The sequence below is a fragment of the Algoriphagus sp. oki45 genome, from assembly GCF_036245605.1.
GTDB lineage: Bacteria > Bacteroidota > Bacteroidia > Cytophagales > Cyclobacteriaceae > Algoriphagus.
Genome location: NZ_BTPC01000001.1, coordinates 251,125 through 277,164 on the forward strand (window position 1 = coordinate 251,125; position 26,040 = coordinate 277,164).

Below are 26,040 nucleotides of genomic sequence, written 5' to 3' on the forward strand. Positions count from 1 at the left end.
GCTATGATGAACATCACTTCCAATAAAATTAAGGATACCATACCTTTTAGTGGTTCTAAAAGTCTGGTTATGACTCTCCCACAAAAGGAAAGTCAGAAGCGTATCCGTATTTTGACTTGGGTTTTAATATCCATGTTTTTGATGCTTTTTCTCCCTTGGACTCAGAATATCCGCTCCAAAGGCTATGTAACCGCACTCAGACCGGATCAGCGTCCTCAGACGATTCATTCTATCATTGCAGGAAGAATCGAAAAATGGTACGTGGCTGAAGGGGACTTTGTCAATGCAGGAGATACGATTTTGCGGGTGTCAGAAATCAAGGATGAATATTTCGATACTTTACTTTTGCCGAGAACCCAGCTTCAGGTAGATGCCAAGTCTCAATCTGCGCGATCTTACGGGGAAAAAGTTCAAGCTCTTCAAAATCAGATTGCCGCCTTGCGAAGAAACAACATTCTGAAAATTCAGCAGGCAGAGAATAAACTGAGAATAGCAGAGCTGAAAGTCCAGTCAGACAGTATAGAATTTGAGCAAGCCAAGGTCAATTTTGATATCGGAAAGTATCAAATGGAGCGAGCTGAGCAGCTTTTCAAGGAAGGATTAAACTCCCTGACCACCTTGGAGGGTAGACGCTTGAAGTTTCAGGAGGTTCAAGCCAAGCTGATTTCATCTGAAAACAAGCTTCTCAGCAGTAAGAATGATTTGATTACAGCTCAAATTGAATTGGGAGCCATTGACAATGATTTTCAGGACAAGTTGGCCAAAGCCGAATCCGATATGTACACTGCCATGTCATCCCAATTTGACGCAGAAGCCTCAGTGACCAAATTGGAAAATCAATATTCCAATTACGCCCAGCGCACCAATTTCAGGCATATTCTTGCTCCCCAAAACGGCTATATCGCTAAGGCAATTCAAGTGGGAATTGGAGAGACGATCAAGGAAGGAGCAGAAATCGTTCAGATCGTTCCATCTGAGGCCGATTTGGCGGTAGAGATGTATGTGCAGCCCGTAGACTTACCTCTTATTAAAGTGGGAAATAAGGTTCGCTTTATTTTTGACGGATGGCCTGCTATTGTCTTTTCAGGATGGCCACAGATTTCCAATGGGACATTTGGTGGTACTGTAGTCGCCATCGATCAATTTGCCGGACCTAATAATATGTATCGGGTTTTGGTGACTGAAGATCCTGGGGAGGAGGCTTGGCCTGATTTGCTTCGCATTGGCTCTGGAGCTGATGGAATTGCACTGCTCAATGATGTACCTGTATGGTATGAGATTTGGCGACAACTCAACGGCTTCCCTGCTGATTATTATACCCAAGAAGAGAAGGATAATACTGCCTCTGCTAAAAAATGAAAAAACTAATCGTCAGCTGCTGTATTCAGCTTCTTTTTTCAGTTTCCTCTTTTGCGCAAGACACACTCCAGCTAAGATTTGAGGATTTCTTGGAGTGGGTAAGGCTGTATCATCCCATTTCTGCTCAGGCCGAAATCAATCTTCGCATGGGACAAATGGAAGTCCGGCAAGCTAGGGGAAGCTTTGATCCCATGGTTTTTGGGAACCTTGACAAAAAGGAATTCAAGGAGACCACTTACTATGATAAAAGAGAGGCTGGCGTCGTCATTCCTACCTGGATGGGTGTGGAGTTAACAGGGACTTTTGAGCAAAATACTGGGTCTTTTCTCAATTCAGAGAGTTCTGTGCCTACAGATGGACTGATCGCTGCAGGAGCAGCAGTGAACTTGGGGCAGGGATTAATCCTCGATGATCGGCGGGCAGCACTAAGAATTGCACAAATCTATCAGCAATCTACTGAAGTGGAGCGTGTCAGGCTGCTGAATGAGTTACATCTTTCTGCGACTGACATGTATTGGAAGTGGGCTCAGGCTTTCGAAAACCTCAAGGTTTTTCAAGAAGGGGTCCAGTTGGCAGATTTCAGATTCAGAGCAATCAAAAGGAGCTATGAGCAGGGAGATCTGGCGGCAATTGATACCGTAGAAGCGTTTTCTCAACTTTTGAATAGGCAGTACCGATTGCAGACTGCCGAAAATGTATTTTTCGCTACCACTCAGGAGCTAAATACCTTTTTGTGGAATGAAAATGCCGAGCCCATGCAGGTAGCGGAAGGTACAGTCCCTCAAGGTCTATTTGAGGAGTTTTCAAAAGTTCCTGATTTTGAGGAATTGAGAGCTGTTGTTCCCAGTCACCCAGAGTTGATGCTGACTGATTTTGAATTGGCCAGTTTGGACGTGGAGCGAAGACTCAAGGAGCAGCAACTTCTGCCTGTGGTGAAGCTAAAATATAACTTTCTGACTGAGTCGATCTCCGATTTTGATCAGTCTCCATTCTTCGAAAACAATTACAAATGGGGAGTATCCGTCTACACACCCCTTCTGTGGAGAAAAACCCGTGGAGCTATTGGCTTGACTCGTGCTAAAATTGATTTCAAGCAGAACTCCCGGGATCTGAAGGAATTACAACTGAGAAATAAGCTGGAAACTGAGCTGAACAACTGGACCATTCTGAACCGTCAGATTATCACCTTTCAGGACAATGTAACTAGTTTGGAAATGCTTTTGAAAGGAGAGACGAGACGGTTTGAAATCGGAGAAAGCAGTCTTTTCTTGGTCAATGCCCGAGAAGTCTCTGTTTTTGACTCCAGAGTTACCCTAAACGATCTAGCTGCCAAACTTCGGGTTTCCTTTGCTAAGGCCAGGTATGCTGCCGGCCTAGGTTTTGAATAAATCCAGCTTATTCAGAACTGATTTCCTGATAGGCTTTATCAAGGGTAGGACTCCATGCTAGGCCGAATAAATTATTTGTGACCCACTGGAGTTTTTCTTTAGTGGAAAATTCTGTTGGGATTTGCTCGAAAATGCCCCTTACTTCAGATGTATCCTTAACTCTCTGCGGATTTTTTAGATAAAAAAGAATAAGATACACCAACCCTTTGGTGATTTCCTCAGGATAAAGGCCATTGTTTTTTTCATGGAATGACGTCATCATTGGAAGTATCCTGCTCTTGAATTTGGCAGTAGCATTGAGCATGATATCCTCCAAGCGATGAGCTACAAAGGGATTGGCAAATCGGGCAAAAATCTCCTCTTTGTAAATTCTCAAATCATCAGCATTCATGCCCAGAAATGGAATGATTTCCTTTTCTACCATTGTATTTAATGCGGAAAGATTTTCCCCGTTGGCCACAAATTCACCGACTGTCTGAAACCCAAGAACCATTCCCTTCGCAGCCATATAAGTGTGGCATCCATTGAGGATTCTGATTTTTCTGAGCGAGTAAGCCTGTATGTCTTCTTCTAAAATCACCTCAACATCGGCCTTCAAAAAGGGGAGTAGGTGGCTTTGGGATTTTTTACCTTCTATAGCCCAAAAAGAATAAGGTTCTGTTTGTACCAAAAGAGGATCGTTTTCCTTTTCCTTTAAATCCATCTGATTGGGAAATCCCGGGACTATTCGGTCCACAAGGTTGTTAAAGAAAAATACATTTTGGTCTAGCCAAGAAAAGAAATCAGCCGACTGATTCCAGTTTTGTGCATGCTTTACAACAAACTCTTTTAATAGGTCCCCATTTTTTGGTATCAATTCACAGGGTAAAATGATTGTTTCCGCTTCCGGCAGTTGGTTAAATCTTTTAATAAGCCATTGGGTGATCCTTCCCGCAAAGGATTCCGCAAATTTTTCCTGCGGTCCTTCTTCCTTCCATACCATTCCCGCCTCAGTTACATTGGAAACAATCCATTTGACCTCAGACTGGGAGGCAAAACCCATGAACTTTTCTCTATCCTCAGGGAGACTCATACCGTCTTTTACACACGTTATTTTCTGGATTTCCTGTACTTCGGTACCATTTCGGATACCAGCCACACAGACATGATATTGAAAGTTTTGGGCGCTTAGTTTTTCGAGGGTATTTCCACCTGTACTTTGTATGATACAGATATTCAAGGGGATATCTTTTTCATTCAAATTTTGAACCATGGGCTCAAAAAAAGCTCGGAGAAAATTTCCTGTCCCAAATTGAAGGATATGAATGGTAGGGTTTGGCATTTGAAATTTTTTTTTCAGTTTCGGTCAATTAAACATTTCAAACTATGTCAGCATTTGTACTTGTAGAAGTAGATATCTATGATAATGAAGTTTACGATGAATATAAAAAATTGACCCCTGGGAGTATCGAACCCTTCGGAGGCAAGTTTGTAATTCGGGGTCTTCCTGTGGAAGCTTTAGAGGGCGAGTGGAAGCACGATCGTTTGGTGTTGTTGGAATTCCCGGATCGTCAAAAAGCCTTGGACTGGTATCATTCAGAAGCCTATAAAAAAGCGAGAGAAATTCGGGCAAAAGGTTCTTCTGCCAATTTTTTTATCGTGGGCTGATTTTTTTGGCATTTTTATTGGTATAAACTGCAAAAAATATGTTGTTAGTAGTGAGTATGTTTAAATCACCCAACTTCTTATTATATTTCAACATTCTATTTCAATCACCTAACTTAATCATCTAATGAAAATCAAATTTCTAAAGCCTTTGGCTTTGGCAGCTTTCTTAGTTGCCGCTCTTTGGTCCTGCTCGGAATCCGTAGATCAAGAACCCGTACTGGATGCTCAGGAGGTAGCCGATCCTACTTATGATCAGGCTCTTGCGCTATGGCAAGAACTTGACCAAGAAGCAGGAAGCCCCTTTGGTCTGCGTCTTTCCGGAAATTTCAATTATTTTGAAATTTTTCAAAACCAGTTGACTTTTATTCCAGGAGAGGGATATGTAGGAGGTCCAGCACCGGGATTTTACCCAGGTACAGGCGAAGGTTTGGCTACTCGGATGGGGAGGGCAAATAGCTTTCTCAATCAATTTGCCTTTTTTGAAGGATCCGAATTGGTAACCATTGGTGCCCCTGTCACCGGTGTATTTGGAGCTGAATTGGAGGCTTTGGGAATCACAAATGTACCCGATGAGGTCAGTTCTATCACGGTGGATAAAAGAGGAAACTCTATTTGGTTTAAAAATCTCAAAAATACCGTTACTCCGGTAAGTGAAACGCTTTCTTCATTCATCGCAGAGGTGGAGATTGTAGGTGGCACCGGAAGATTTGCAAATCTAAAAGGAACAGGTGTCGTGAGAGGAAATTTCAATCCTACCAATGGTCAAGGAAGATCAGTAGCTATGGCCACGCTCAAAAACAAGAAATAAGCTTTGACGACTAGTCCTAAATAGACCTTACATCATCTTAGGATAAATAAAAATAGCATCGGGTTTGACCTGATGCTATTTTGTTTTTTGAGGTGCTTTTTAGGATTATGAATAAGGAAAAAGTTAAAGTGAGACCCCTCTTTTCCAGGGGATAAAGTCAAAATTAGACTTTTCTTCTGCCTTGGTCTTTTTCTTTCCGCTAGCTACCTCGATGATCAGTTTCAGAAGTTTTTCACCTGCGGATTGGGGTGTGTCCAATCCTTCGATAATCGTTCCGGCATCAAAGTCGATGATATCCGGCATCTTCTTCACTAATTTGGAATTGCTTGAGACCTTGATTACCGGTACGATAGGGTTTCCAGTAGGTGTTCCGAGCCCTGTGGTGAAGAGGATGATATTGGCTCCGCTTCCAGCCAATCCCGTGGTACTCTCCACATCATTTCCTGGAGTGCAGAGCAAGTTGAGTCCTGGTTTGGTAGCATACTCGGTGTAGTCGAGGACATCTGATACTGGCGCAGTTCCCCCTTTTTTTGCTGCTCCACAGGACTTAATCGCGTCGGTAAGGAGTCCATCTTTGATGTTTCCCGGACTGGGATTCATGTCAAAACCGCTTCCTACCCGTTTTGCTGCCTCATTGTAGGTTTCCATCAAATGAATGAATTTTTGGGCAAGCTCAGGGCTTTCGCAGCGCTGGATAAGATTCTCTTCAGCCCCGCAAAGCTCAGGAAACTCCGAAAGGATAGCCTTTCCTCCCAAGGCAACAATCAGGTCTGAGACTGCTCCCAAGGTAGGATTGGCCGAAATCCCCGAAAAACCATCCGATCCACCGCACTCCAATCCTATGGTCAGATAACTAAGAGGTACTGGTTCTCTCATTGCCTGATTGGCTATTATAAGCTGCTGGAAAGTTTCCTCAATGGCTCGGTTGAGCAGGGCTTCAGTGGTTCCTGATTGTTGCTGATCGCAGATGACCAAGGGTTTGGTACAGCCTAATGCCTGAAGTTTTTCCTGAAGGATCCGAACCTCCGCATTTTGGCAGCCTAAACTCAAAACCGTAGCACCTGCCACATTGGGATGATGAATGTATCCGGCAAGCAAAGCACACAAAGTCTCGGCATCCTGCCTTGTTCCTCCACATCCCATGGAGTGGGTCAAAAAGCGGATTCCGTCCAGATTGGAGAAGATTTTTGACTCGAAGATCTCTGTTTTTTGCGCAACCGATTCCGTAAATTTTTCTCCATTCAAGCCTGAAATCAAGGTTCGGATCTGCCTTTCATAGGGGTTCATTTTCTTCAATCCCAAAGCATTTTCAAAGGCTTCCTGCATGAGTTGGACATTCGTATTTTCGCAAAAAACCATCGGCAAAACCAGCCAAATATTAGCTGTTCCTACCTGATTATCAGACCGTTTGTATCCCATAAAGGTTTGGTCTTGCCAAGAAGAGGTATCCGGGGAATTCCAGCTATACCCTCCAGTTTGAACCTGATATTTCTTGGTCTTGTGACGGATGTTTTGCAGGGTGATCGCGCCACCTTCCGGGATGGCCTGGGTCGCTTCCCCTACGATAGTGCCATACATGTAAATTTCCTCTCCAGGAGCAAAGGCCCGCATGGCAAATTTGTGCTTTGCTGCTACAAAATCCTGAATTTCAATGGTTTTCCCATTTAGCATTACCTGATTTCCCGGAAAAAGATCCATCAATGCCACACCCACATTGTCAGAATTATCCAAAAGGAGGACCGTATTGTTCATTTGTATTATTGCTTAACTTGGTCAAATTAGAGAAAAAAATTCTTCCATGAAGAAAATCGTAACCCTCGGGGAAATCATGCTCAGGCTATCACCTCCCGGCAATCAGCGTTTCTTTCAGACCACTTCTCTGGATGTGGAATTTGGTGGCTCCGAAGCCAATGTGGGGGCAGCTTTGGCTTATTGGGGAATGGATGTAGCTCATGTCACTGCTTTTCCGGACCACGAAATAGGTCGGTCTGCAGCAGGCAAGCTCAGAAATATTGGGATTGATACCCGTTTTGTCCAGTTTTCTCCCGGAAGGATGGGGATTTATTTTCTGGAACATGGAGCCATGCAGCGAAGCAGTCAGATAATTTACGATCGGGCTGGGTCTTCTTTTTCCCTGCTTGATCCCAAAGCCCTGAATTGGGAGGAAATTCTGGATGGGGCCGATTGGTTTCATTGGTCGGGAATCACACCGGCTTTGTCCCAAAATTGTGCGGATATTACCCTTCAAGCCCTGGAGGTAGCTGCCCAAAAAGGCGTGAAAGTAAGTGGAGATTTGAATTACCGTAGCAATCTCTGGCAGTTTGGGAAATCACCTGATGAAATCATGCCTCGATTAATGGAACTCACGGACGTGATGATTGCCGGTTCTCGGGATTTCAAGCAGTGCTTGGGAGAAGATTTCAAAAGCTTTGCAGAAGTCAGGTCTATGGCTTTCGAGCGATTTGATCGTCTGGAATATATTGTGAAAACAGACAGGATTTCCCATAGCTCTTCCAGCAATACCCTCTCAGCTTCACTTTATGCTAAAAAGAAAACTTTTTCTTCCCGCGCATATGAACTCACGCATATTGTGGATCGGGTAGGGACAGGAGATGCTTTTGCGGGAGGATTGATTTATGGTCTTTTGGAAATGAAACCCAAGGAGGCTATTGAATTTGCCATGGCTGCAGGAGCTATGAAGCATAGTGTACCTGGTGATGTACTGCTTTGCTCCCTTGAAGAAGTACTAGAACTAACGAAGGGAGAAGCCACCGGAAAAATCAAACGATGATGAGAAACCCAAGTCCATTTATTCAACGCATGCATGCAGGAGGCATGATGCCGATATTTTTTCACCCGGATGAGCAGGTATGCTTAGACTTACTTTTTGCTGCCTATGAAGGGGGAGTTCGAGTGATCGAGATGGTCAATAGGGGAAAAGAAGCGAAATCCATTTTTCCCAAAATCAGAGAAGCAGCCAGTCGGATGCCAGGTTTATACTTGGGAGTAGGAACGATTTACCATCCTTTTGAAGCAGAGGAGTTTCTGGATATGGGGGCTGAATTTATCGTAGCCCCTGTCATGAACCCCAAATTGGGGGAGTATTGTGCTAAAGTTGATGTGCCTTGGATTCCGGGATGCGGAACCGTTTCCGAAGTTTTTTTTGCTCAACAGCTTGGTTCCCAATTGGTAAAGATCTATCCTGCCAATATTCTCACACCTGAGTTTGTGCCTGCGGTCCATGCGGTTTTGCCCCAAATCGAAATCATTCCAACAGGAGGGGTGGAGCCCACCGCTGAAAGCATGAAAGCATGGTTTGGTGCCGGAGTGCTTTGTGTGGGCATGGGGTCCCAGCTTTTCCGAAAAGACCTGATCAATCGGGGAGCTTTTGGAGAGATTCAGGAAAGAGTAAAGCATGCAATGAATATCATCGAGTCTATTCGAGAACAACAAACCCAATGAACCCAAAACTGACGCTCATTCTCTTGTTATTGTTGGCCTTGACAGGATGCAAAGAGGATTCACGAGTAAAAATCATCAAAATGGGCCATGCCCAAGTCACTGCCCATCCGGTGCACAATGCCATGGTTTTTTTGGCACAAAGGCTGGAAGAGAAATCCAAAGGCAGGATCAAAGTGAAAGTCTATCCCAATCAGCAATTGGGTACCGAAAGAGAACTGATTGAGCTTCTTCAAATAGGAAGTGTAGGGATGACCAAGGTTTCTGCAGCTTCTTTGGAGGCATTTTCTCCAGAAATTAGTGTTTTTGGAATCCCCTTTCTTTTCCGGGATGATGCTCATACCAATCAGGTTTTGAATGGGGAAATCGGAACCGAGCTATTGCTGAGCTGCCAGAAGTTTTGGCTTCGTGGCCTTTGCTTTTATGATGCAGGCAAAAGGAGCTTCTACACCAAAAACAAACCTGTAGAGACTCCAGCAGATCTTGCCGGATTGAAAGTAAGGGTCCAAGAATCCAAAATGGCAATCAATATGGTCCGGGCTATGGGTGGATCTCCGACTCCGGTAGCTTATGGTGAGCTTTACACGGCCCTTCAGCAAGGGATCGTCGATGCGGCAGAAAACAACCCTCCAAGCTTTTACAATTCAAGGCATTATGAGGTTTGCAAGTATTACTCCATTGATGAACATACTATGGTGCCAGATGTGGTGTTGGTCAGTACCAAGGTTTGGGAGGAGCTCAATCCCCAAGAACAAGAGTGGCTTCAGGAGGCAGCTGATGAGTCGGCAGTCTATCAAGCGCAACTTTGGAAAGAATCCGTGGAAGAATCCATGCGTGAAGTTCAAAAAGCAGGAGTGATAGTTTCTTACCCTTCCAAGGATGCCTTCCGTGAACAAGTACAGTCTATTTATGATCAGGTAGAAGCTGAAAATCCCGTTTTGGCTCGCCTGATCGAACGAATCCAAAATACACGCGAATGAAAGTCAAAGTCTTTTTGGATCAATTTATTCAAGTATTGATTGCAGTCCTGATGGGTCTGATGGTGGTCAACGTGACCTGGCAGGTCTTTTCCAGATATGTTTTGGGAGATCCCAGTTCCTTTACTGATGAGCTGTCCCGGTACATGATGATTTGGCTGGGATTGGCAGGCGCAGCCTATGTTTCAGGAAAAAACGGTCATTTGGCCATTGATATTCTTCCAGAGAAACTGAAAGGAAAGCAATTGCTATATCTCCAATTATTCATCCACACTTTGGTCATTGTGTTTGGGCTCTTTGTGATGATCATCGGGGGAGGGAATTTGGTCTACATCACCCAGATTCTTGAGCAGAAATCAGCTACACTTCAGATTCCACTTTCTTGGATTTATGGGATTGTTCCTGTCTCAGGTGCTTTAGTGGTATACTATCATTTGTTTCATATTGTCCAACTAGTAAAAAACAAGGCTTAATCATGGAGTGGATCGGTATTGTTATCTTGATTTTAAGTTTTGTCACCTTGCTGGTATTGGGCGTTCCGGTGGCTTGGAGTTTGGGTCTCTCGAGCTTTTTCACTTTGCTGATTACGGTGTCAGCTCTACCGGCATCGACCACCATCGCCCAACGGATGGCCACGGGATTGGATAGTTTTGCGCTTTTGGCGATTCCTTTTTTTGTCTTGGCGGGAGAAATCATGAATCGGGGAGGGATTGCCAACCGACTGATCGATTTTGCCAAAGGCCTGACAGGCAGGCTTCCCGGGGGATTACTATACGTGAATATTATCGCTGCGATGCTCTTTGGGGCTATTGCCGGTTCTGCCGCTGCCGCTGCCTCTGCAATTGGCAGTATTTTGGGCAAAAGAATGGACGAAGAAGGCTATCCAAAGACGCTGGGAGCTTCAGTAAACATCACTTCTTCCACAACAGGCCTGATTATTCCTCCTTCGAATATTCTGATCATCTATTCACTGGCAAGCGGGGGAGTTTCCATTGCAGCCCTGTTTGTAGCAGGCTACTTGCCTGGCCTACTCCTCGGTCTCACACTGATGGTCTGCGCGGCCATTTTTGTCAAAAAACACAAAATCAAAGGTGGAGAATCTGTTAGTCTAGGTGAATTGGGCACCTCCTTTAGGCGAGCTTTACCCAGTCTTTTTTTGCTTTTCGTGGTGATCGGAGGGATTGTGGCCGGAGTTTTCACTGCCACAGAAGCCTCGGCGATTGCTGTGGTTTATACTTTGGTTCTATCATTTGCCTACAAAGAATTAAAACTCAAAGAGCTGCCAGGGATTCTAGTCAGAAGTTCGGAAACCACCGCTGTCGTCTTGCTACTGATTGGCACATCCATGAGTATGTCTTGGGTAATGTCTGCAGAGGATATACCGCAGATGATCAGCGATTTTATGCTGAATGTAAGTGATAATAAATGGGTGATTCTGATTCTGATCAATCTGATTCTTTTGGCCGTTGGGGTGTTTATGGATATCACACCAGCCGTTTTGATTTTCACTCCGATCTTTTTGCCAGTGGTTACTAAGGTAGGGATAGACCCTGTGCATTTCGGAATTATGATGGTGTTGAACCTTTGTATCGGATTGTGCACCCCTCCGGTAGGTTCGTTGCTGTTTGTTGGAGTTTCAATAGCCAAGATTTCTCTGACTCAGGTCATTCGGCCTCTGATTCCCTTCTTTTTGGCCATGATTGTAGCATTGGCCTTGATCATGATTTTCCCGGCGATTACGCTATTCCTTCCTCGTCTTTTTGACTTGATTTAAGGACTGGAAAAATAAAAAATTATTGGAATTAAGAAGGCTGTCTCACGCAAAGACAGCCTTCTTAGGTTTTACAGGTCTGGTTGAGGAGTAGTCCTTAGGTAGGGTTTGATGACTTTATGCCCTTTTGGAAATCTTGATGGAATGTCTGCTGTAGGAATCGCCGGAGCCACTACCACATCCTCACCATGCTTCCAGTTGGCTGGAGTGGCTACAGAGTAATTAGCTGTCAGCTGCAGAGAATCAATCACACGCAATAATTCATCGAAGTTTCTGCCTGTACTTGCAGGGTAGGTAATGATCAGCTTGATTTTTTTGTCGGGACCAATAACAAATACTGATCTCACGGTGAAATTTTCATTGGAATTGGGATGAATCATGTCATATAATGAGGAAACCTTTTTGTCATGATCAGCGATGATTGGGAAATTGACTGCGGTTCCTTGGGTTTCTTTAATATCCCCAATCCAACTTCTATGGCTTTCCAATCCATCTACACTTAATGCAATTACTTTCACATTTCTTCTGACAAATTCATCCCTGAGTTTAGCTACAGCACCCAATTCTGTGGTACATACTGGAGTGAAGTCTGCAGGATGGGAGAATAATACTCCCCAACTGTCTCCAAGAAATTCATGAAAACGGATATCACCTTCTGTTGATTCGGCGGTAAAATCCGGTGCTACATCTCCTAGTCTTAAGCTCATTTTATTAATATTTAATGTCTATAGAATTTATAGGGTAAATATAGCGTAATTTTTATTTGAGAAAAATCAAGGTTGAAATTCGTCTTGGAAGGGGTGGCGATTGATATTGAATCTTTAAAAAAATTCGAGAATGCTAAGGGTTTTGGTAAAATCAAAATTGTCAGTCAGTTGACTTTTCCAGTGATTATTGGGTTTCCTTAGATCAAAAATGGCTTTTTCATTAGGTTTTTATTTAGCTTTTTTGATCAAATCAAAATCCAATTTTAAATCCTAATTCGTATCTGAATTCAAAACCAAACTATTCCATGAAAACATACTATAATCCAGAGGATCTGAAAAAATTTGGCAACATCACCGAGTTGCAAAAAGCAATGGGAGATAAGTTTTTCGACTATTATGCCGAGGTTTTTAAAGAAGGAGCACTTACTGCCCGTGAAAAGTCACTCATTGCCCTCGCTGTAGCTCATGCCATTCAATGTCCTTACTGCATCGATGCCTATTCTGTAGATACTTTGGAAAAAGGCTGTGATGAGGAGCAAATGATGGAGGCTGTACACGTTGCAGCGGCTATCCGCGGAGGGGCATCTTTGGTTCACGGCACCCAAATGATGAATAAGATCAAGGAATTGTCCATGTAATGAAGTCGTTAAAAGCATTAAAGCATTCCTTAGCCAATCCTAAAGGAGCATTTGAGGTCCTAGAATCTCCGATTTTTGATAGATCAGTTTCTTTCGCCGATTATTTGGATTCTTCTGGGCTTTTTCCATTGAAGCCCACTCAGTTGGAGATTTTCCAGATCAATCTGGGCAAAATGTGCAACCAAGTCTGTAAGCATTGCCATGTGGATGCGGGTCCTGACCGAAAAGAGATCATGACTAGAGCCACGATGGCCGAATGTCTTCGCGTGATTCGGTCTGAATCCAGTATTCACACAATGGATTTGACCGGGGGAGCTCCGGAGATGAATCCTGATTTCAGATGGCTGGTAGAGGAAATTCGAAGCTCCCGGCAGGATGTAAAGATTATAGTCAGGTGCAATCTCACCATTATCCTGGCTAATCCCCGGTTTCATGATTTGCCTGATTTCTTCAAAACCAATCGGGTAGAGGTAGTCTCTTCATTGCCTTATTTCACAGCAAGCAGAACTGACTCTCAAAGAGGAGACGGAGTTTTTGAAAAATCAATTGATGCACTTTTGAGACTCAATCAGGTCGGATATGGAATGGAAGGATCGGATTTGGTTTTAAACCTGGTCTACAATCCCGCGGGTGCTTTCCTTCCCGGGGATCAAAGTGAATTGGAATTGGAATTCAAAAAGAAGCTGCTCGACCGATATGGCATCCACTTCAATTCTCTGTTTACCATTACCAATATTCCTATTTCAAGGTTTTTGGAATATCTGGTTCGATCTGAGAATTATGAAGGCTATATGGAAAAACTGATTAATGCCTACAATCCTTCCGCAGCTGCAGGAGTCATGTGCAGAAATACGCTCTCGATCGGCTGGGATGGTTATCTTTATGATTGTGATTTCAATCAAATGTTGGAAATGAAAGTAGAAAAAGGAGCTTCTCAGCATATTGCTGAATGGAACACCGAGTCACTTCTCAACAGATCAATACAAATTAACAATCACTGTTTCGGTTGCACTGCCGGGGCGGGTTCTAGCTGCGGAGGGGCCACAGCCTAATGCAAAAAACTGCGCTGATTATTTTTCAGAAAAACCCCGAATTGGGCAAGGTGAAAACCAGACTCGCTGCCGGTATAGGAGATCGTAAGGCCTTGCAAATCTACCTCAATCTGATCCAGTTGACCTTTCAGGAGGCAGAGAAGACAGGCTTTGATGTTTTAGTGTTCTATTCTTCGTTCATTCCCGAGTCTGAAAGTAGGTTTGGATACCAAGCATTTATTCAAAAAGGAAATGATTTGGGTGAAAAGATGGAAAACGCTTTTCATGAAGTAATTGCTATGGGGTATTCCAAAGCAATTATCATTGGGACGGACTGTCCTGAGCTCAGCACGGAGATTCTACTGGAAGCAGAAAGCAAACTCGAGACAAATGAAGTGGTGATAGGACCTGCAGAGGATGGAGGATACTACCTTTTGGGCCTGAAATCCCTGCACCCCGAACTATTCAGATCCATTGCCTGGAGTACGGGATCAGTTTTGAAAGAAACCTTGGGCCGGGCTAGAGCTTTTCGTTTAAAGTCGGAGTTGTTGGTTCAGTTGAGTGATTTGGATACAGAAGAGGATTTGATCCGGCTCTTTGGTCAGGGTTCTGAGTGGAAAGAAAAATTGGGATGGGATGAGAAAAAACTGGAAAACCATCAGAAGTAAGGGTAGGATTCTTCTTTTCCTGATTGGTTTGATGCTCTTTTCTCAAAATTCACCTGCGCAAGAGGCAGATGTGGCTCTATTTGAGGTGGTGGTTTTGGGTATAAAGATCGGAGAGCTCGAGGCCACCCGGGATAAGAATAGGAAAGATAGCCTCGTTTATGAAGTTAACAGTCAAGTTAAGTTTTGGTTTTTTGGAGGGGTGGATGTGCGGTTTCAAAACCGGTCCTTTTTTCTGAAAGACCATATTGTCAAGACCACTTCCACAAGTAAAACCAACCGGGGAGATTTTTTTTCTTTAGTCCGCTGGGATGGGGATCATTACCAGGTAAAAGCTGATTCGTACCAATTTGAAAATAGAATACCTGTATCAGGACCTTTAGCCTGGTGCAGCACCAAGCTGTTTTTTGAAGAGCCAAGTCCTCAGGATATTTTCCTCTCTGAAGTCTATGGATTAGCTCAGAGGATTATCCAAGTTGAACCTGGTGTGTATGAAATTGAAATCAACGGAAATAAAAACCGCTATTACTATCAATCCGGAAAGCTAGATAAGATCGTACTTGAAAACCCGATTAAAAATTATCAAATCAGAAGGGTAAAATGAATGGTTTATTTCAACTGTCTGTCATCATTCCGGTTTTGAATGAGGAGGCCAATCTCCGGGAGCTGCTCCCCTTGATTTCCGCTCATGGAGGAAAATTCGTCGTGGATTTGATTGTGGTGGACGGAGGGAGCAAAGACAACAGCGTCGCAGTAGCCCAAGAGTTTGGGGCTAAAGTTTTTGAATTAAAAGAAGCCTCGAGAGCCAGGCAGATGAACCTCGGGGCTAAAGCGGCTCAGGGAAATACGCTTTACTTCGTGCATGCCGATACCAGACCCCTTCCCAGTTTTGCCATGGATATTCAAGAGGCCAGATTGAATGGGGTTAGGGCAGGGTGCTATCGCTACCAATTTGATTCTGACCATTGGCTTCTCAAGATCAACGGTTGGGCCACTCGATTCAACGGTCCATTTTCGGGAGGAGGAGATCAGACGCTTTTTATTTCGACCAGTTTATTCCAAAAGTTGGGCGGATTTAAGCCGGACTATTGCCTGATGGAGGATTTTGAACTAGTCCGACGAATTAAAAAAAGATGGTCCTTCTATATAATCCCAAAATCCATCGTAGTTTCTCATAGAAAATATGTAAATAATTCCTGGCTAAGGGTTCAGCTGGTTAATCTTTATATCTTTATCCTGTTCCACATGGGAGTTTCTCCTGAGTCCCTGAAAAAAACATACAAAAAACATTTGAAACATGGGTGACTTCGGCTATCAGTTAAACGGGATTCAACAGGTAGGTATTGGCGTTATAAACCTGGAAGAGTCCTGGAAGTGGTACCGAAAAGCATTTGGAATGGATGTTCCTATTTTTCAGGACAAAGCGGAAGCTTACCTTATGAAAGGGTATACTGGAGGAGAAGTTCACTCCCGGCATGCTGTATTGGCGATGAATATGCAGGGTGGAGGAGGATTTGAAATCTGGCAATTTACCAGTCGCAAGCCCACTGCTTATCAGGGAAAAACGAGTTGGGGGGATTTGGGAATTTTCGCAGTGAAGATTCGCAGCCGGGATGTGCTCAAATCCAAGGCATGGTTGTTGGAATGCGGGGCAGAAGTCGTGACTCCCATCTTTACTCACCCAGACAGCACCAAAAGTTTTTTCATCCGTGATCCCTTTGCCAATTTGTTCGAAATCCGCGAATCCGAATCTTGGTTCAAATCCGGAAAGTCATTGCATGGAGGTGTATTGGGCGTTTGTATAGGAGTCAGTGATCTTGATCAGTCTCTACTTTTGTACCAAAATATTTTGGGTTTTAGTGAACAAGTCTATCTGGAAAAAAACCACCAGGCCAAGTGGGAAAACGATGTAGGAACCTCTTCCAGAACCTTGCTTGAGATGAAAGGACTAAATCCGGGAGCTTTTGGTGCCCTTTTGTGCAAGGCTCAGGTAGAATTGGTGCAGTTGGACCAGAAACCGACCTGCAGGATTTTTCAGGACAGATACTGGGGAGATTTGGGATTCATTCATTGCTGTTTGGATGTCAATGGGATGCATGACTTAAAAGCTAAAGCTCAACTAGCAGGCTATCCCTTTACCGTAGACAGCGAAGACAGCTTTGATATGGGCACCGCTTCCGGTCATTTTTGTTATTTGGAAGACCGGGATAGCACCTTGATTGAAATGGTCGAGACTCATAAAGTGCCCATTTTTGAAAAGTTCAATTGGTATATCCACCTCAAATCTCGTGATCACCGCAAAAACCTGCCCTCGTTTTTGGTCCGGATGCTTGCAATTAATCGAGTAAAGGATTGATTGCACTGAGCCTGATAGCCAAGTCGACCAAGCGATTGGCATAACCGGATTCGTTGTCATACCAGCCGACTACTTTCACCAAATTCCCTTTGGCAGAGGTCAGAGCTTCGTCAATGATGCAGGAGTGAGAGTTGCCAATAATATCCATGGAAACAATAGGGTCTGATTCCACCTGCAAAATCCCCTTCATTTCACTTTTCGCTGCCTGTTTGAATGCCTGATTGATTTCATCCGCACTTGGAGACTTTTCCAATTCTACAATTAAGTCTGTCAGAGAGCCATCAGGTACAGGAACCCGCATTGCCGAAGCTTCAATTCGACCAGCAATAGAGGGCAGTACACGGTCCAATGCCTTGCCGGCATTGGTAGTAGTAGGAATGATGGAATAGGCGGCTGCCCTAGCTCTTCTTAGGTCCCGGTGAGGAGCATCGTGGAGATTCTGGTCATTGGTGTAGGAATGGACCGTGGAAGCATACCCCTTAATCACTCCAAAATACTCATCGAGGACCTTGATCATCGGAGCTAGGCAATTGGTCGTGCAAGATGCATTGGACACGATCTTCTCCTTACCTGTCAAGATGGAATCATTTACTCCCAATACCACCATTGGAATGCTGGCATCAGCTGCCGGGGCTGAGATAATTACTCTTTTGGCTCCAGCCTTCAAATGCTTTTCTGCGCCTTCACGATGAGTAAATCTTCCGGTACACTCTAAGACCAAATCAACGTTCAGTTCTTTCCAGGGAAGATTTATTGGGTCGGAATGGCAAAGGAGCAGCGTCTTTGTCTCATCGATAGTCAGATAGGGTAAAGAAAGACTGATTTGCTTTTCCAATTTTCCATGAATGGAGTCGTACTTGAGAAGATGGGCTATGGAATCGGCCTGTGCCAGGTCATTGATGGCTACCAGTTGAAACTGAGGGTTGTCCAGAAGCAACTTGGCTGTGTATCTGCCAATTCGGCCAAAGCCATTGATGGCCACTCGAATTTTGGGTAAGCTTGAGTTCATTGGGTTTTTATTCCGGGACGAAATTAGCTAAAAGTCTTGATGGTAATTCAAGCAAATTTTTAGGGCTTTGGTTCAGTGATTTACCCTTTTTCCAAAGAAATTTTTGCAGCACTTTTGGCTTTGTAAACTTGACCCGCTATATTTGCACAACCTTTTGAAAAAGCACGTTTTTCAATATAAAAATGGTCCGTTCGTCTAGGGGTTAGGACGTATCCCTTTCACGGATAAAACACGGGTTCGATTCCCGTACGGACTACTTAACATGCTGATTTACAATGATTTATGAAAATATATTCCCTTCGTAAATCAGTTTTATTTTTCACCGTTTCATGGTCCGTTCGTCTAGGGGTTAGGACGTATCCCTTTCACGGATAAAACACGGGTTCGATTCCCGTACGGACTACTAAGACGTCAAGCTCAATCACCGAGTAGTCTTAACTTATTTTTGTTTTATGGTTGTTAGTGGTTAAAGTGAACAAAATCCCGATCCTTGATCGGGATTTTTGTTTTTTACGGCATTTTGATCAACGGCATGCGGGATATTTGCCTTTTTCCTATTTTTCTGTGTCAAAATTCCAATAGTTATGCCCAAAGCCTATTTTCCTTCTCGTCTTGCTCTGCTTCCAGTATTAATTCCTGTTTTGCTTTTTTCTTCCTGCAAAAAGGAAGAGGAGGTAGACCTAAGAGTTCAAACACTGACCAAGGATCAAATCCTTCCTTTGGTAGAAAGTGCCAAAACATCAGTTAATCCTATTTTGACCGAAGGACTTAAACTTGAAGTCTGGGCAGTAGACTCACTGGTCAAAGACCCGATTTCAATTCAAGTCAATGATCAAGGAGATATTCTCTATTCCCGCTCTCCAAGAAGAAACACGGCTGAATTCGATATCCGAGGGCATCAGTCTTGGGAGATCCGATCCATCTCTCTTCAGAATATAGACGACAAGCGGGCTTTTCTCCGGGAAGAACTTTCACCTGAGCGTTCTTCCGAAAATACTTGGCTGACTGACCTCAATGGAGACGGAAGCCATGACTGGAGAGATATGTTGGTCGAGAAAAACGAGGTGTACAAGCTTCGGGATACTGATGGGGATGGATATGCCGATTGGTCTCAGCTCATGGTGCAGGACTTTCATGAGGAAGTCACCGACGTGGCCGGAGGCCTGATGGAAACCGAAGATGCGCTCTTTGTGGCTGCAGGTCCGGATTTGTGGAGGCTGATGGACAAAAACGGCGATGGAATCATGGACGAGAAGAAATCGCTTTCCTACGGCTATGGAATACACATTGGCTTTGGAGCTCATGGCATGTCCGGGATCGAAATGGGGCCTGACGGGAGAATATATTGGGGCATAGGTGATATTGGATTCAATGGAAAAGGTCCCGATGGTACTGAATGGAAATACCCCAATCGGGGAGTAATTGCCCGGGCAAATCCCGACGGAAGTGATTTTGAGATTTTTGCCATGGGTGTGAGAAATACCCATGAGTTTGTTTTTGATCAATACAATAATCTGATTTCTGTGGACAACGATGGGGACCACCGGGGAGAAAGTGAAAGGCTGGTCTATCTCACCAATGGTTCGGATACCGGCTGGAGGATCAATTGGCAATTTGGAAAGTACCGCGACCCGGACAACAATACCTACAAGGTCTGGATGGATGAGAAATTATACCTTCCGCGCTGGGAGGGCCAAGCGGCATACATTACCCCTTGTATCCAAAACTACATCAACGGTCCTACAGGTATGCTATTCAATCCGGGTTCAGGATTGGGAGAGCGTTGGAAAGATCACTTTTTCGTGGTTGAGTTTGTCGGGAATCCCTCCACTTCCGGTCTTCACGCCTTTCAGCTACAGCCAAAAGGAGCCTCCTTTGAAATGACTAAAACCGAAAAGGTAATCGGTAATTTCCTGCCGACAGGAATTGATTTTGCCCCGGATGGATCGATGTATCTTGCTGACTGGATTTTTGGATGGAATGATAAAAATTACGGAAGGATCTGGAGACTGACAGACGAAACAGCCAAAGGCTGGGAATTGCAAAAGCAGACAGAAACTGAAATCAAGGCTGATTACAAAAAACTCAGCGAGAAAGAGCTGGAAGCCAAACTTTATTTCGGAGATCTCCGGGTCAGAAGAAAAGCTCAATTTGAGCTGGCACGCAGGGGAAGCAAAGGGGCAGAAGTTTTTTCAAGAGTCATCCAAGACCAAAGCAATCAATTGGCAAGGGTGCATTCAATTGTTGGATTGAGTCAACTCGCTAGGATGGAAAAGATGGAGTTTGCAGATGCACTTGTGCCTTTGCTGAAAGATAAAGACCCTGAAATCCGGGCTCAGGCCGCCAAATGGCTGGGAGACATTCGTTATTCCAAGGCTGGAAAGGAATTGATTGCGGGACTTCAGGATGAAAATTCCCGAGTGCGCTTTTTCAGTGCAGAAGCCTTGGGCCGTAGCAGCAATCCGGAGGCCGTGCAGTCATTGATTTCCCTTTTGGAATCCAATAATGATGAAGATGCCTATATCCGGCATGCAGCGTCTTTGGCTTTGGCTAGAATCGGTCAGGTAGAGCCTGTGGCCGCACTTTCCAATCACCCGTCTTTTGCAGTGCGCTTGGGAGCGGTAGTCGCCTTGAGAAGGATGGAATCTCCCGAATTAGTCCGATTCCTTAATGATTCCAATGAGCTGGTTGTCACTGAAGCCGCAAGAGCAATCCACGATGATTTCTCCATTCCTGAAGCAATGCCTGCCTTGGGTGCTTTGCTCAGTAGCACCCAATTTCAAAATGAAGCTTTGATCCGAAGAGCCATCAGTGCCAATCAGCGATTGGGAAATGTAGAAAATCTGAATCACCTGCTCATCTACCTCGGCAAACCGGGGATTTCTGAAGCATTAAGAATGGAAACCCTTGCCGCAATTGGCACTTGGGCCAAACCATCCCTAGTCGATCGGGTAGATGGACGCTATCGAGGAGTCGTCGAAAGAGACCCGGCCCTAATTCGCGATCAGGTGAAGCCGGTTCTTGTCTCTCAGATCAACCAACCTGCAGAAGGCTTGAGAATGGAGTCTGCCAAGGCTTTGGGAAGGCTTGGGGTCAAAGATGCTCAGGATTTGCTTTTGACAAAATTGAAATCAGATCCATCAGATGGTGTGAAAATACAGGCCTTGGATGCCTTGGTCGCTTTGAATTCGGATAAGTTGGGAGAGGCGATTTCCTCTGCGATGAAAGATCGGTCTCAGTCCGTTCGCGTTGCCGGGTTAAGCTATTTGGCGGAGCTAGACCTTCCTACCGATCAGAAGGTGCAGCTATTGACTGATATTATCCAAAACCAAACTGTCCCCGAGAAGCAAACGGGTCTTTTGACTTTGGCTGGACTGGAAGGAAGTCAGTCTTTCCCTGTTTGGAAGACTTTTCTAAGTGATTTTGAAGCAGGAAAATTGCCGGAAGCTACTTGGATCGAGCTGGAAGAAGCCATTGTGCAGACGGGTTCAGAAGAATTGAAAAGCCAGTTTACTGCCGCTTTGGATAAAAAGGCCGATGGTGAAGAATGGAAGAAATACTCCGGCGCTTTAGCTCAGGGAAATGTGAGATTGGGAAGGTCAATTTTCTTTGAAAATCAAACCGCCCAATGCATCAGATGCCATGCATACACGGATATGGGAGGCACGGCTGGACCTCCTTTGGATGGGATAGGCCGAAAGCTATCCCGAGAGGAATTGCTCATCGCCTTGGTAGAGCCTAGCAAAAGGCTGGCACCGGGTTATGGCTTTGTGACTTTGGAGATGAATTCCGGAGAAAAGGTGACCGGAACCTTGCTTGAGGAGAATGAAAAGGATTTTCAAATTAGGGTAGGTTCTGAGGAGAAAACCATTTCAAAAGCAGACATCAAATCGTCCCAATTGGCTCCATCCAGCATGCCTGCCATGGGGGGCTTATTGAGCAAGCGCGAAATCAGAGACTTGGTTTCCTATTTGAGCACCTTATTGAGTACTGAATGAAAAAGCTGGTGTTTGTTACTTTAGGGATATTATTGGTCATCATTGTGCTTACACCATGGATGCTGATTCTTTTTGCTAAAGAGCAACTGCATGATCCTAAAATAACCCAGCGAGAGAATTTGGTAGAAAAAGCGCCAAAAAAGGTGATTTTGGCACTTTTTCCACATCCAGATGATGAAGTGACTGTGGCAGGAACCCTGATGAAACTAAGAGAAGACGGACATGAAATCCGAATTGCCACTTTGACCAAAGGGGAAAAAGGGAAGTCATCCGGACTGGAAGATGAGGATCTTCTGGCGGAAATTCGATGTGAAGAAATGCACAAAGCTGCAGATTTGATTGGAGCCTCTGAGTTGCATCTTTTGGATTATCCGGACAGCGGACTTTCCTCCATAGGTTTGGATTCACTGAAAGGGATTGTTTCAGATTTGATAGACCAAATTCAGCCAGATGTCCTGATTACTTATGATTCCAAAGTGGGGCTTTATGGCCATCCTGATCATCGATTGTCCGGTTTGGCTGTGGAGCAAGTCTTTCAGGAAAACTCATCCAATCCCCAATTCAAACCTCAAAACCTATTTCAGGTTACGCTTTGCTCCAAGCAGGTTAAAGTGGCATTGAAGCTTTCTTCCAGCTTCAATAAAAACTATCCGGAAGACCCTTCCCAGGGATTGCCCGATCCCGATTTTTCTGTAAAAACTCAAGAGCATTTTCCTCAGATATTGGAAGTAATGAATGCTCACAAGAGCCAAAAAAAGGTACTTAAAGACCTGATGCCCTTTCATGACCGAGTTCCGGTATGGATGTATTCCCGGGTTTTTGACAGGGAGTACTTCCATGAGGTAAAATAATCCCATTTCAGACAGGCATTTTGCCAAATCAGTTACTTTTGGAAATGGAAAAATTGCCACCGTGCCCCAAATGTAATTCTGAATACACCTATGAATTGGGGGAGATTTTAGCTTGTCCGGAATGTGGGTATGAATGGAATCCAGAAGAAATAAATGAAAATGAAACGCCCGAAGGTCTGGTAAAAGACGCCAACGGCAATATTCTCTCAGATGGCGATACAGTCGTTATCATCAAAGATCTTCCTGTGAAAGGAGCTCCAAAAGCCATTAAAGCAGGTACCAAGGTGAAGAATATTCGACTGGTCGAAGGAGATCACAATATTGATTGCAAGGTAGACGGATTTGGAGCGATGGCACTCAAATCTGAGTTTGTAAGGAAGGCTTGAATTCCTTACTTCATGTCTTCAATACCAATCAAACAGGATAATTTTTGAGTGCAAATGCCTCTGCATTGGTGTAGCAGAAGTCATCCACCCATTTCTCTACTTCTTCTCTGGATTTGAAATGAGCCAAGTGCTTTGCTTTCGGGTCTTTTCTTGCCTGATCGATTTCAAATACCAAATTATTGGCCATTTGCTCATATTGAAGGGAGGTAGGATAGGGATCTACCGGATCGATTAAGCCTTCAAAATCCGTCCCGATCGTAATGCATTTCCAGATATTCGGTTTTTCTTCCTCGCTTAGATTTTTGCTGGAGTAGGCCGCTTTTACAATTCCTTCGATATTCTCCCAAATCAGCTGAATTCCATTGCGCTTGGGGTTATTTTTTAAATCGGATTTGGTGATGCCCAGAATCCTTTGATCAAAAGAAATTCCAAACAATCCTCCCGTTTTTACGATCATCTCGATATCTTCATCACACATGTTGATGTTCCATGCGTTGAATTTTCCTGTAGGATCGCAGTAGTCATCTTTTTCCTTTTTTTCACATTCAATGTGTTCTGCCAGGGAGGCCATACCAGAATACCCACAATGGGATGCTATCACCGGGATAATATCACCTTTCTCCATGCAGGTTTTGACCATCTCGTAATATTCCATTCTTGATCGGGCTGCCATGTGCTTGACATCAATAAGCATCCTGTATCCGAGTTCGGGGTCTTTTTCAAATTGGCTGTTCAGCCCAAGCATTTCCCGGATAATTCTTCGTCCATTTCTGCGAAAACCCTCATTCATGTGTTTTTTCTGATTCATCAGAACTTTTCCCATGCCCGGGATCGAATGGGCATGGCCACACAGGTGATTGTCAAAATGATGGGCAAACGTGATGAAGAATACCGGAGCTTCCCACATTTTCTTAATGAACTGAACCCGGTCCGAAATGTCCTGCACGTATCGAAGTCGGTCCGTTCCCAAGGCATGCGCCCCTTCGATAGTGAGGATCATGGTGATCTCTGAATCGTCATCCAGTGATTTTTTCAGGTCGGCTTTGTCTTTTGGAATTCGATAGCATGCATTTTCTGCCACATAGACTTCCGGTTCGGCTTTGGCTCGCTTTTCTGCTGCTTTTTTGTCTCCGAAAAGGGCCTGGGGTACATGGATTTCATTTTTTTTGATCCGCCTCCCGGAGTCCATCAGGACAAAGTCCTTTTCCCGGTTGAGGGATTCCCAATAGTCGTATTCTTTGGATTGAAAAAAGTCCACCACCTTATCCGGTATTCGCATATATGCGGTCTGGAGAAGATCTCTTTTGATCCCCGAGTGACCCAAAATGCCTCTTGCCAGAAAATTGTACCATTTGTCTTCCCCGATTTTGGGATCCATGCCAATTACAAACTGGCGCTCGAGAGGATAGAGGGAATTGAAAGTGAGTCTCAGATTGGAGTTCCAGCATTTGACCAGATCAATCTGACTGTAGCTGGCCCCCATTTTCCCTTTATCCTTGTTTTTGGAATTGGAGGCGATGACGGTCCAAGGGCTGAATTCTCCCTTTCGGGTAAATTTCTTTTGCTTCTCCTGCATTTGAAAATGTGCCCTCATGTGATTGTGGCAGTGCAGGTCTGAAAATTTCCTCTTCATAATGGTTTCTGTTGGGTTGAAAAAGAATTGGGTACTTGAAAACTTTAAAATGAAAGAAAATACTTTGGGATTCGATTCTATAAGTTGTTGATAAATAGAGGGAATTGCAAGTCTGCCTTAGGTTTTTTAAATGTATGGCTAGGATTAAGAAATTGATAAATTTGATCTGTGGGCTCTATTTTCCACCGCATATTTCTCATTTTTCCTAAGCAAAAAGTCATCACATGAAATGCCCATGAGAAAATGCTTCTCACACAGGGGGATGGTTATCAAGGGCATTCCATCAGACCATTAAAAATCAAATTATAAACAGATGAAATCCACCCGAATCCTATTTCTTAGTGCCCTTATTTTGGCAGGCTTTTTTTCCTGCAAAACCCAAAAACAAACTTCCTCTGAAAATGAAATTACCCGCATAGCCTTCGGTTCTTGTAACAGACAAGATGCTCCCCAGCCACTTTGGAATCCCATCATTTCGGATCAGCCTGATCTTTGGATTTGGATGGGAGATAATATCTATGGGGATTCTCCGATCATGGATACGCTCAAGGCTAAATTTGCCCGACAAAATGCCCATCCTGACTATGCCCGACTGAAAAAATCCGTTCCGATCATCGGAGTCTGGGATGATCACGATTATGGAAGAAATGATGCGGGAAAGTTTTTTGCCCAAAAGAAGGAGTCAAGAGACCTTATGTTTGATTTCTTGGAAGTTCCCGCCAATGCTCCTGAGCGAAAGCGGGAAGGCGCCTATTCTTCTCATGTTTTCGGTTCCGGAGAGCAGCAGGTGAAAGTTATTTTGCTGGATGCTCGTTACTTCAGGGATACTCTTGAACGCGTCGATCAGGTATACCAACCCAATCTGGAGGGGGAAGTGCTCGGAGAAGCACAGTGGAAGTGGCTGCAAAAAGAGCTGAAAGAAAGTCAGGCTAAAATCAATCTGATAATATCGGGAATTCAGTTTTTGCCCACTGAGCATGCTTATGAAAAGTGGGCCAATTTTCCCAAAGAGCGAGAGAGGCTTTTGGATGTGATTGCCGTCTCCGGAGCTCAGACTCCTGTTTTGCTGAGTGGTGACCGGCATATTGCCGAAGTCATGAAGCTGACTGATTCGCGTTTTCCGGAGGGTATATATGAGATTACTTCCAGTGGTCTCACGCATACTTGGAGTGAAATAAGCGAAGAGCCTAATGCTTATCGGGTCGGTGACTTGATCGCCAAGCTCAATTATGGATTGGCCAGCATCGATTGGGAGAAAAAGGAAATTCTCTTTGAGGTAAAAGGGGAAACGGGGGCCGTCTATGCTACTCAAAAAATCCCATTCAATTAATGAGCGCTCAACGGGCATACAGAAGCT

24 protein-coding genes and 2 tRNA genes are annotated in these 26,040 nt (G+C 44.3%); 21 read left to right on the top strand and 5 right to left on the bottom strand.

Annotated elements, in window-relative coordinates; genetic code table 11:
- Positions 1–3 precede the first annotated feature (3 nt).
- Together AAA942_RS01080 and AAA942_RS01085 are read left to right on the top strand one after the other, a co-directional pair.
- On the top strand, positions 4–1,359 hold the full coding sequence (locus AAA942_RS01080) for an HlyD family secretion protein (protein ID WP_338218372.1): 1,356 nt from the start codon (positions 4–6) through the stop codon (positions 1,357–1,359).
- Positions 1,356–2,747 (top strand): TolC family protein, encoded by a 1,392-nt coding sequence (locus AAA942_RS01085; protein ID WP_338218373.1) that lies wholly within the window; start codon positions 1,356–1,358, stop codon positions 2,745–2,747. The genes AAA942_RS01080 and AAA942_RS01085 overlap by 4 nt, the downstream gene beginning before the upstream one ends.
- Before the next feature lie 7 nt (positions 2,748–2,754).
- On the opposite strand, the gene AAA942_RS01090 is transcribed toward AAA942_RS01085, so the two are convergent.
- Complete coding sequence (locus tag AAA942_RS01090) at positions 2,755–4,086, bottom strand: tagaturonate reductase (RefSeq protein ID WP_338220020.1); 1,332 nt, start codon at positions 4,084–4,086, stop codon at positions 2,755–2,757.
- 26 nt (positions 4,087–4,112) lie between these two features.
- On the opposite strand from AAA942_RS01090, the gene AAA942_RS01095 reads away from it, so the two are divergent.
- Positions 4,113–4,394: a DUF1330 domain-containing protein gene (locus tag AAA942_RS01095; protein WP_338218374.1), complete on the top strand. Its 282-nt coding sequence runs from the start codon at positions 4,113–4,115 to the stop codon at positions 4,392–4,394.
- A 124-nt stretch (positions 4,395–4,518) separates the two neighbouring features.
- Entirely contained in the window at positions 4,519–5,202 is a 684-nt protein-coding gene (locus AAA942_RS01100) for a hypothetical protein (protein WP_338218375.1), read from the top strand.
- A gap of 123 nt (positions 5,203–5,325) precedes the next feature.
- Here AAA942_RS01100 and AAA942_RS01105 read toward each other — a convergent pair whose 3' ends face one another.
- Positions 5,326–6,954: a UxaA family hydrolase gene (locus AAA942_RS01105; protein ID WP_338218376.1), complete on the bottom strand. Its 1,629-nt coding sequence runs from the start codon at positions 6,952–6,954 to the stop codon at positions 5,326–5,328.
- A gap of 46 nt (positions 6,955–7,000) precedes the next feature.
- Here AAA942_RS01105 and AAA942_RS01110 point away from each other — a divergent pair, with 46 nt between their 5' ends.
- The 5 genes from AAA942_RS01110 to AAA942_RS01130 are packed head-to-tail and all read left to right on the top strand — an operon-like array spanning position 7,001 to position 11,412.
- On the top strand, positions 7,001–7,993 hold the full coding sequence (locus AAA942_RS01110) for a sugar kinase (RefSeq protein WP_338218377.1): 993 nt from the start codon (positions 7,001–7,003) through the stop codon (positions 7,991–7,993).
- Positions 7,993–8,664 carry a bifunctional 4-hydroxy-2-oxoglutarate aldolase/2-dehydro-3-deoxy-phosphogluconate aldolase gene (locus AAA942_RS01115; protein WP_338218378.1) on the top strand — a complete coding sequence of 224 codons (672 nt, stop codon included), beginning with the start codon at positions 7,993–7,995 and terminating at the stop codon, positions 8,662–8,664. The genes AAA942_RS01110 and AAA942_RS01115 overlap by 1 nt, the downstream gene beginning before the upstream one ends.
- Complete coding sequence (locus tag AAA942_RS01120; RefSeq protein ID WP_338218379.1) at positions 8,661–9,641, top strand: TRAP transporter substrate-binding protein; 981 nt, start codon at positions 8,661–8,663, stop codon at positions 9,639–9,641. The genes AAA942_RS01115 and AAA942_RS01120 overlap by 4 nt, the downstream gene beginning before the upstream one ends.
- Entirely contained in the window at positions 9,638–10,111 is a 474-nt protein-coding gene (locus AAA942_RS01125; protein WP_338218380.1) for a TRAP transporter small permease, read from the top strand. The genes AAA942_RS01120 and AAA942_RS01125 overlap by 4 nt, the downstream gene beginning before the upstream one ends.
- 2 nt (positions 10,112–10,113) lie before the next feature.
- Positions 10,114–11,412, top strand: coding sequence for a TRAP transporter large permease (locus tag AAA942_RS01130; protein WP_338218381.1), 1,299 nt, complete (start codon positions 10,114–10,116; stop codon positions 11,410–11,412).
- A 68-nt stretch (positions 11,413–11,480) separates the two neighbouring features.
- Here AAA942_RS01130 and AAA942_RS01135 read toward each other — a convergent pair whose 3' ends face one another.
- A complete protein-coding gene (locus tag AAA942_RS01135; protein ID WP_338218382.1) occupies positions 11,481–12,116 on the bottom strand; it encodes a peroxiredoxin in 636 nt (211 codons plus the stop codon).
- A 305-nt stretch (positions 12,117–12,421) separates the two neighbouring features.
- On the opposite strand from AAA942_RS01135, the gene AAA942_RS01140 reads away from it, so the two are divergent.
- Genes AAA942_RS01140 through AAA942_RS01165 form a run of 6 tightly spaced genes read left to right on the top strand, consistent with a single transcriptional unit; the run spans position 12,422 to position 16,806 of the window.
- Positions 12,422–12,754, top strand: coding sequence for an arsenosugar biosynthesis-associated peroxidase-like protein (locus tag AAA942_RS01140; protein ID WP_338218383.1), 333 nt, complete (start codon positions 12,422–12,424; stop codon positions 12,752–12,754).
- On the top strand, positions 12,754–13,806 hold the full coding sequence (gene arsS, locus AAA942_RS01145) for an arsenosugar biosynthesis radical SAM (seleno)protein ArsS (protein WP_338218384.1): 1,053 nt from the start codon (positions 12,754–12,756) through the stop codon (positions 13,804–13,806). Before AAA942_RS01140 ends, arsS begins: the two co-directional genes overlap by 1 nt.
- The gene (locus tag AAA942_RS01150) at positions 13,806–14,453 is read left to right on the top strand and encodes a TIGR04282 family arsenosugar biosynthesis glycosyltransferase (protein ID WP_338218385.1); all 648 of its coding nucleotides are present in this window, start codon (positions 13,806–13,808) and stop codon (positions 14,451–14,453) included. Before arsS ends, AAA942_RS01150 begins: the two co-directional genes overlap by 1 nt.
- Positions 14,422–15,054 (top strand): DUF6134 family protein, encoded by a 633-nt coding sequence (locus tag AAA942_RS01155; RefSeq protein WP_338218386.1) that lies wholly within the window; start codon positions 14,422–14,424, stop codon positions 15,052–15,054. Before AAA942_RS01150 ends, AAA942_RS01155 begins: the two co-directional genes overlap by 32 nt.
- Positions 15,051–15,755, top strand: a complete 705-nt coding sequence (locus AAA942_RS01160) for a TIGR04283 family arsenosugar biosynthesis glycosyltransferase (RefSeq protein WP_338218387.1) — start codon at positions 15,051–15,053, stop codon at positions 15,753–15,755. The genes AAA942_RS01155 and AAA942_RS01160 overlap by 4 nt, the downstream gene beginning before the upstream one ends.
- Positions 15,748–16,806 (top strand): VOC family protein, encoded by a 1,059-nt coding sequence (locus AAA942_RS01165; RefSeq protein WP_338218388.1) that lies wholly within the window; start codon positions 15,748–15,750, stop codon positions 16,804–16,806. The genes AAA942_RS01160 and AAA942_RS01165 overlap by 8 nt, the downstream gene beginning before the upstream one ends.
- Here the strand turns inward: AAA942_RS01165 and gap are convergent.
- Positions 16,787–17,815 carry a type I glyceraldehyde-3-phosphate dehydrogenase gene (gap, locus tag AAA942_RS01170; RefSeq protein WP_338218389.1) on the bottom strand — a complete coding sequence of 343 codons (1,029 nt, stop codon included), beginning with the start codon at positions 17,813–17,815 and terminating at the stop codon, positions 16,787–16,789. The two genes, AAA942_RS01165 and gap, sit on opposite strands and share 20 nt — an antisense overlap.
- Positions 17,816–17,999: 184 nt before the next feature.
- Between gap and AAA942_RS01175 the strand changes: the two genes are divergently transcribed.
- The 5 genes from AAA942_RS01175 to AAA942_RS01195 all read left to right on the top strand — a co-directional run bounded on the left by AAA942_RS01175 (position 18,000) and on the right by AAA942_RS01195 (position 23,050).
- Positions 18,000–18,071: transfer RNA gene (locus AAA942_RS01175), tRNA-Glu, on the top strand.
- A gap of 75 nt (positions 18,072–18,146) precedes the next feature.
- Positions 18,147–18,218: transfer RNA gene (locus AAA942_RS01180), tRNA-Glu, on the top strand.
- Positions 18,219–18,399: 181 nt separating this feature from the next.
- A complete protein-coding gene (locus AAA942_RS01185) occupies positions 18,400–21,813 on the top strand; it encodes a HEAT repeat domain-containing protein (RefSeq protein WP_338218390.1) in 3,414 nt (1,137 codons plus the stop codon).
- A complete protein-coding gene (locus AAA942_RS01190; RefSeq protein ID WP_338218391.1) occupies positions 21,810–22,664 on the top strand; it encodes a PIG-L deacetylase family protein in 855 nt (284 codons plus the stop codon). Before AAA942_RS01185 ends, AAA942_RS01190 begins: the two co-directional genes overlap by 4 nt.
- 44 nt (positions 22,665–22,708) lie before the next feature.
- Positions 22,709–23,050, top strand: coding sequence for a zinc ribbon domain-containing protein YjdM (locus tag AAA942_RS01195; protein WP_338218392.1), 342 nt, complete (start codon positions 22,709–22,711; stop codon positions 23,048–23,050).
- Positions 23,051–23,078: 28 nt separating this feature from the next.
- Here AAA942_RS01195 and AAA942_RS01200 read toward each other — a convergent pair whose 3' ends face one another.
- Positions 23,079–24,683 carry a hypothetical protein gene (locus AAA942_RS01200; RefSeq protein ID WP_338218393.1) on the bottom strand — a complete coding sequence of 535 codons (1,605 nt, stop codon included), beginning with the start codon at positions 24,681–24,683 and terminating at the stop codon, positions 23,079–23,081.
- A 313-nt stretch (positions 24,684–24,996) separates the two neighbouring features.
- On the opposite strand from AAA942_RS01200, the gene AAA942_RS01205 reads away from it, so the two are divergent.
- On the top strand, positions 24,997–26,013 hold the full coding sequence (locus tag AAA942_RS01205) for an alkaline phosphatase D family protein (RefSeq protein ID WP_338218394.1): 1,017 nt from the start codon (positions 24,997–24,999) through the stop codon (positions 26,011–26,013).
- Positions 26,014–26,040: the final 27 nt, after the last annotated feature.

Bases quoted from the DNA above. Each gene is read 5' to 3' on its own strand.
- AAA942_RS01080 (WP_338218372.1), top strand. From the start codon at position 4: ATGATGAACATCACTTCCAATAAAATTAAGGATACCATACCTTTTAGT.
- AAA942_RS01085 (WP_338218373.1), top strand. From the start codon at position 1,356: ATGAAAAAACTAATCGTCAGCTGCTGTATTCAGCTTCTTTTTTCAGTT.
- AAA942_RS01095 (WP_338218374.1), top strand. From the start codon at position 4,113: ATGTCAGCATTTGTACTTGTAGAAGTAGATATCTATGATAATGAAGTT.
- AAA942_RS01100 (WP_338218375.1), top strand. From the start codon at position 4,519: ATGAAAATCAAATTTCTAAAGCCTTTGGCTTTGGCAGCTTTCTTAGTT.
- AAA942_RS01105 (WP_338218376.1), bottom strand. From the start codon at position 6,954: ATGAACAATACGGTCCTCCTTTTGGATAATTCTGACAATGTGGGTGTG.
- AAA942_RS01110 (WP_338218377.1), top strand. From the start codon at position 7,001: ATGAAGAAAATCGTAACCCTCGGGGAAATCATGCTCAGGCTATCACCT.
- AAA942_RS01115 (WP_338218378.1), top strand. From the start codon at position 7,993: ATGAGAAACCCAAGTCCATTTATTCAACGCATGCATGCAGGAGGCATG.
- AAA942_RS01120 (WP_338218379.1), top strand. From the start codon at position 8,661: ATGAACCCAAAACTGACGCTCATTCTCTTGTTATTGTTGGCCTTGACA.
- AAA942_RS01125 (WP_338218380.1), top strand. From the start codon at position 9,638: ATGAAAGTCAAAGTCTTTTTGGATCAATTTATTCAAGTATTGATTGCA.
- AAA942_RS01130 (WP_338218381.1), top strand. From the start codon at position 10,114: ATGGAGTGGATCGGTATTGTTATCTTGATTTTAAGTTTTGTCACCTTG.
- AAA942_RS01135 (WP_338218382.1), bottom strand. From the start codon at position 12,116: ATGAGCTTAAGACTAGGAGATGTAGCACCGGATTTTACCGCCGAATCA.
- AAA942_RS01140 (WP_338218383.1), top strand. From the start codon at position 12,422: ATGAAAACATACTATAATCCAGAGGATCTGAAAAAATTTGGCAACATC.
- arsS (WP_338218384.1), top strand. From the start codon at position 12,754: ATGAAGTCGTTAAAAGCATTAAAGCATTCCTTAGCCAATCCTAAAGGA.
- AAA942_RS01150 (WP_338218385.1), top strand. From the start codon at position 13,806: ATGCAAAAAACTGCGCTGATTATTTTTCAGAAAAACCCCGAATTGGGC.
- AAA942_RS01155 (WP_338218386.1), top strand. From the start codon at position 14,422: ATGAGAAAAAACTGGAAAACCATCAGAAGTAAGGGTAGGATTCTTCTT.
- AAA942_RS01160 (WP_338218387.1), top strand. From the start codon at position 15,051: ATGAATGGTTTATTTCAACTGTCTGTCATCATTCCGGTTTTGAATGAG.
- AAA942_RS01165 (WP_338218388.1), top strand. From the start codon at position 15,748: ATGGGTGACTTCGGCTATCAGTTAAACGGGATTCAACAGGTAGGTATT.
- gap (WP_338218389.1), bottom strand. From the start codon at position 17,815: ATGAACTCAAGCTTACCCAAAATTCGAGTGGCCATCAATGGCTTTGGC.
- AAA942_RS01185 (WP_338218390.1), top strand. From the start codon at position 18,400: ATGCCCAAAGCCTATTTTCCTTCTCGTCTTGCTCTGCTTCCAGTATTA.
- AAA942_RS01190 (WP_338218391.1), top strand. From the start codon at position 21,810: ATGAAAAAGCTGGTGTTTGTTACTTTAGGGATATTATTGGTCATCATT.
- AAA942_RS01195 (WP_338218392.1), top strand. From the start codon at position 22,709: ATGGAAAAATTGCCACCGTGCCCCAAATGTAATTCTGAATACACCTAT.
- AAA942_RS01200 (WP_338218393.1), bottom strand. From the start codon at position 24,683: ATGAAGAGGAAATTTTCAGACCTGCACTGCCACAATCACATGAGGGCA.
- AAA942_RS01205 (WP_338218394.1), top strand. From the start codon at position 24,997: ATGAAATCCACCCGAATCCTATTTCTTAGTGCCCTTATTTTGGCAGGC.